The sequence below is a fragment of the Deltaproteobacteria bacterium genome (assembly GCA_016234845.1).
Lineage (GTDB): Bacteria > Desulfobacterota > Deferrimicrobia > Deferrimicrobiales > Deferrimicrobiaceae > JACRNP01.
The window spans coordinates 1-5,349 of the sequence record JACRNP010000161.1 but is presented as its reverse complement, the minus strand read 5'-3'; the positions used below and the strand labels follow the sequence as shown (position 1 = coordinate 5,349).

Genomic DNA, 5,349 nt, shown 5'->3' with positions numbered 1-5,349 from the left:
CTCCACAACGTCCGGATGAAGCACCGGGTCCCGCTCGAGTCGATGAAGGGGTTCCGGAAGGCGCAGGCGGAATTCGAGAAGTCGCTGGGGAGCCGCGGGCGGATCGTCGTGCGGTACAGCGGGACGGAGCCGCTCCTGCGGATCATGGTCGAAGGGGAGAGCCGGGCGGAGGTCGAGGAGATCGTGAAGGCGCTGGGCGACAAGGCGAAGGAAGAGGGCCGATAAGCCATGCGGAAGCGTCTCGGAGTGAACATCGACCACGTGGCCACGCTGCGGCAGGCGCGGCGGGGGCGGGTCCCCGAGCCGGCGACCGCCGCGGGGATCGCGGAGCTCTCGGGGGCCGACGGGATCACGGTCCACCTCCGGGAGGACCGTCGGCACATCCAGGACCGCGACCTCGAGGTCCTGAAATCGGTCGTCGCCACCCGGATCAACCTGGAGATGGCGGCCACGGAGGAGATGACCCGGATCGCGTGTGCCCTCAAACCGTACTCCGCCACGCTCGTCCCCGAGAAGCGCGAGGAGGTGACCACCGAGGGGGGGCTGGACGTCCTCGGCCACCGGGACGCGCTGCTGCAGACGGTGGCGCGGTTGAAAAACGCCGGCATCCTCGTCAGCATGTTCATCGACCCGGACCTTCCGCAGGTGAGGGCGTCGCGGCAGGCGGGGGCCGACGCGATCGAGATCCACACGGGAACGTATTGCGAGGCGTTTTCCTCCGGAACGTACGAGGCGGAGCTATCGAAGATCCGGGCCGCCGCCGCGTACGCCGCCTCGGCGGGGCTGAAGGTGTTCGCCGGGCACGGGCTCGACGTCCGCAACATCGTCCCGATCCTGTCCATCCAACCGATAGAGGAATTCAACATCGGGCACAGCATCGTCGCCCGGGCGGTCTTCATCGGACTGCCCGCGGCCGTCCGCGAGATCGCGGAGCTGATCCACGGGGCATGAGGGAACGGGGATGATCGCGGGAATCGGCGTGGACATCGTGGACGTCGCGCGGATCGCGAAGCTGGTCGATCGGTACGGCGATCGATTCGTGCGGCGGGTGTTCACGGAAGCCGAAGCGGCCTACGCGGCCGGGAGCGGGAATCCGGCGGAGCGCCTCTCCGGTCGGTTCGCGGTGAAAGAGGCGGTGATGAAGGCGCTTGGGACCGGGAAATCCCAGGGGATCCTCTGGAGGGACGTGGAAACGGTCCGCGGCCCCTTCGGGAAGCCGGTGGTCCACCTCCACGGACAGGCGGTCCGCTGGATGAAGCAGCGGGGGGCGGAGGCGGTCCACGTGTCCATCACGCACGACGGCGGCAAGGCGGTGGCGTTCGTCATCATGGAGAAGACGGGGGAAAAGGGATGAAGGTCGCGACGGCCCGGCAGATGGGCGAACTGGATCGGGTGACGATCCACACGTACGGGATCCCTTCCCTCGTGCTGATGGAGAACGCGGGGCGGTCGTGCACCGACCGGATCTTCCGCATCCTCGAGGAGAAGGTGGGAGCGCCGCAGGAGGCGTCGGTCGCGGTCGTCTGCGGAAAGGGAAACAACGGCGGCGACGGGATGGTGATCGCCCGGCACCTCCACAACCGGGGCGTCTACGTTGAGGTGTTCCTGCTCGGCGAGACGGCGGACCTGTCCGCCGACGCGAAGACCCAGCACGACATCCTGAGGCGGATGGACGTCGAGATCCGCGTGGTGCGGGACACCGAGGGGGTCGAGGACCTGCGGACGTACCTGGAGGAGGTCCACCTGTGCGTGGACGCGATACTGGGCACCGGAATCTCCTCGCCGCTCGAGGGGACGATCCGGGACGTGGTGGAGGTCATAAACCTGTCGATGGCCACGGTCTTCGCGGTCGACCTGCCGAGCGGGATCGACGCGACCACCGGGCGGATCCTGGGCGAGGCGATCCGCGCGGACTACACGGGGACGTTCGGTCTCCTGAAACTGGGCCACGTGCTGCTTCCCGGGTCGATCCATTGCGGGGAGACGGAGATCTACGACATCGGCATCCCGTCGCGCGCGGTCTTCGACGCCGAGATCAAGACCGAGGCGCTCGACGAGCAGATCGTGAAGAGCATGCTGTCGGTGCGGCCGCCAGACTTCCACAAGGGCGACGCCGGGCGGGTCTACATCGTCGGCGGATCGCCGGGGATGACCGGGGCGCCGTGCCTGGCGGGGCTTGCGGCGCTGCGGATGGGAGCGGGGCTCATCACCGTGGTGACTCCCGCCTCCCTTCGCCCGATCGTCGAATCGAAGCAGATGGAAGTGATGTGCGCGGGGATACGGGACGACGGGACGGGGTTCTTCTCCCCCGGGATGATCCCCGAGCTTCTCGAGGCGGTTTCGAAGGCCGACGTGCTGGTCATCGGGCCGGGGATGGGCGCGAACGGATCGATGCCGGAATTCCTCAAGGCGCTCCTCCCGAAGATCAAGGTCCCTTTCCTGATGGACGCCGACGCCCTGAACGCGCTCGCCGGACAGGCGAGCCTGCTGCAGAGCGCGGGAGCGCCGTGCATCGTCACCCCCCACCCGGGGGAGATGTCCCGGCTGACCCGCGAGTCGATCGAGGCGATCGAGGCTTCGCGTCTCGATTCGGCGCGGCACCTGGCGGAGGAGGAGAGGGTGACCGTGATCCTCAAAGGGGCCCGCACGGTCGTCGCCACTCCGAAGGGGGACCTCTTCATCAACACCACCGGGAACCCGTACATGGCGTCCGGGGGGATGGGGGACGCGCTGGCGGGGATGGTCGCCGCGCTCGCCTCGCAGGGGCTGTCGCCGACCGACGCCGCGTGCGCCGGCGTCTTCCTGCACGGGATGTCGGCCGATCTGCTCGTCCGGGAGCACCCGATGACCCCGGTGACCGCCACCGACGTGATCGGCAACATCCCCGGGGCCCTGCAGCACACCCTCGGCGAGACCCCGTCCGAGGAGTGATTCACGGATCGGTAATAGAATCAGGTTGCGGAGGGCGCAGCGGGGGGTTCCTCGCAGGCGCCCCATACTTCCCGGTGGAGGGGTACCCCACCGGTATGGTTTTTCCCGATGGGGCAGCGTGTGGAGCGAGGCGGAGATTGCGTCGAGTGGAACCCGCAGTGAGCGGACGAAGGTCGCGAACGTAGCTTCGTTACAGCCCCCCGCCCCACAGCAAGCTCCGCGCGGGTGGGGTACCCCCTCGAATAAATGCCTCGGGGGCACGAGCCCGGAAGCATGACCATATTCACATCGCACTCTCCTGATGACACGATTGCGATCGCCCGGGAGCTTGGCTCCTGCCTGGCCGACGGGGATCTTGTCGCCCTGACGGGCGACCTGGGCGCCGGGAAGACCCTCTTCTGCAAGGGGATCGGCGAAGCGCTCGGGATCCCCCCGGAACGGATCACGAGCCCCTCCTTCACCATCATGACCCGCCACGAGGGGCGCCTTCCCCTCACCCACGTGGACGTCTACCGGCTGGAAACGGTGGTGGATGCGCTGGAGATCGGCCTCGACGAGATGTTCGCCGGCGAAGGGGTGTGCGTCGTGGAATGGGCCGAAAAGGTAACGGAATTGTTGCCAACGGATTGCGTCCGGGTTACATTTACGATTTCGGATGAGGACGAACGGTTGATATCGGTCTCGGCCCCGGACCAGCCGAGGTTCCACGGGTTCCTCTCCCGGTCCCAACGTTTCCAGCCAGGAGGTTGACGCGCGCGATGGCACTCATTGTCCAGAAGTACGGCGGCACCTCGGTCGGCACCATCGAGAAGATCAAGAATTGCGCGAAGCGGGTCGCGCGGACGAAGGACCAGGGGAACGACGTGGTGGTCGTGGTCTCCGCCATGTCGGGGGAGACGAACCGGCTGCTGGGGCTGGCGCACCAGATCGCGGAACTCCCCAACGAACGGGAGCTCGACGTCGTCGCGGCGACCGGCGAGCAGGTCACCATCGGCCTGCTGGCGATCGCGCTGACCGAGATGGGGTACAAGGCGAAGTCGTTCTGCGGCTTCCAGATCCCGATCTTCACCGACGCGGCGTACGTGAAGGCCCGCATCCGGCAGATCAAGGGCGATACGATCACCCGGGCGCTGAAGGACGGGTACATCGCGGTGGTCGCCGGCTTCCAGGGGATCGACGACTCCGGCTCCATCACCACGCTGGGGCGCGGCGGATCCGACACCAGCGCCGTCGCCGTGGCCGCGGCCCTGAAGGCCGACGTCTGCGAGATCTACACGGACGTGGACGGCGTCTACACCACCGACCCCAACATCTGCACCGACGCCCGCAAGCTCGACAAGATTTCCTTCGAGGAGATGCTCGAGCTGGCGTCGCTCGGCGCCAAGGTCCTTCAGATCCGTTCGGTCGAGTTCGGGATGAAGTACGGGGTGCGGATCCACGTCCGCTCCTCGTTCAACGATAACCAGGGAACGATCGTGACGACGGAGGAGGAGATCATGGAAACGGCGGTGGTGTCCGGCGTGGCGTACAGCAAGAGCGAGGCGAAGATCACGGTCGTGAAGGTCCCCGACAAGCCCGGGATCGCCGCGAAGATCTTCAAGCCGCTGTCCGAGGCGAACATCGTGGTGGACGTCATCGTCCAGAACGTGTCGGTCACCGGGTACACCGACCTGACCTTCACGGTCGGCCGCACCGACTACAAGAAGGCGATGCTGATCACGGAGAAAGTGGCGAAGGAAGTCGGCGCCGAGAAGGTCGTGGGCGACGACAAGATCGCCAAGGTGTTCATCGTCGGCATGGCGATGCGCTCCCATTCGGGCGTGGCGACCAAGGTGTTCGAGACGCTGGCGGGCGACGGGATCAACATCCTCGGGATCACCACATCCGAGATCAAGATCTCGGTCCTGATCGAGGAGAAGTACACCGAACTGGCGGTCCGGGTGCTCCATGGAGCGTTCGGGCTGGGGAAACCGGCCTGAAAGCGCCGCATCTATAAGGGGAAACGAAGTCCACCGGGGAGCGAAATGAAAAAGGTGCAATTGTACGACACGACGCTTCGGGACGGGACGCAGTCGCAGGAGGTGTCCCTGTCCGTCCTCGACAAGCTGAAGGTCGCCGAGAAGCTCGACGAGTTCGGGATCCACTACATCGAGGGCGGGTACCCCGGGAGCAACCCCAAGGACAAGGAGTTCTTCGAGCTCGCCCGGAAGATCCGGTGGAAGAACTCGGTGATGTGCGCGTTCGGGATGACCCGGCGGGTCGGCAAGAAGGTGGAAGAGGATTCGATGATCCGGGTGATCCTCGCCGCCGGGACCCCGGTGGTCACCGTGGTCGGGAAGTCGTGGGACTTCCACGTGATCGAGGCGCTCCGCACGACGCTCGACGAGAACCTCCATGCCGTGAAGGAGACGATCGCGT

General features: G+C 66.4%; 7 protein-coding genes. All 7 read left to right on the top strand.

The features are described from left to right. Nucleotides 1-225: phosphoglucosamine mutase (locus HZB86_10815; protein ID MBI5906016.1), on the top strand; the 225-nt coding region annotated here is incomplete at its 5' end. A 3-nt stretch (nt 226-228) separates the two neighbouring features. After that, entirely contained in the window at nt 229-951 is a 723-nt protein-coding gene (locus tag HZB86_10810; GenBank protein MBI5906015.1) for a pyridoxine 5'-phosphate synthase, read from the top strand. A 10-nt stretch (nt 952-961) separates the two neighbouring features. Continuing rightward, nucleotides 962-1,354 carry a holo-ACP synthase gene (locus HZB86_10805; GenBank protein MBI5906014.1) on the top strand — a complete coding sequence of 131 codons (393 nt, stop codon included), beginning with the start codon at nt 962-964 and terminating at the stop codon, nt 1,352-1,354. Then, nucleotides 1,351-2,931, top strand: a complete 1,581-nt coding sequence (locus tag HZB86_10800) for an NAD(P)H-hydrate dehydratase (protein MBI5906013.1) — start codon at nt 1,351-1,353, stop codon at nt 2,929-2,931. The genes HZB86_10805 and HZB86_10800 overlap by 4 nt, the downstream gene beginning before the upstream one ends. Nucleotides 2,932-3,204: 273 nt before the next feature. Further along, nucleotides 3,205-3,681 (top strand): tRNA (adenosine(37)-N6)-threonylcarbamoyltransferase complex ATPase subunit type 1 TsaE, encoded by a 477-nt coding sequence (gene tsaE / locus HZB86_10795; protein MBI5906012.1) that lies wholly within the window; start codon nt 3,205-3,207, stop codon nt 3,679-3,681. An 8-nt stretch (nt 3,682-3,689) separates the two neighbouring features. Continuing rightward, nucleotides 3,690-4,910, top strand: coding sequence for an aspartate kinase (locus HZB86_10790; GenBank protein ID MBI5906011.1), 1,221 nt, complete (start codon nt 3,690-3,692; stop codon nt 4,908-4,910). 45 nt (nt 4,911-4,955) lie between these two features. Continuing rightward, on the top strand, nt 4,956-5,349 hold a 394-nt coding region (locus HZB86_10785; GenBank protein ID MBI5906010.1), incomplete at its 3' end, for a citramalate synthase.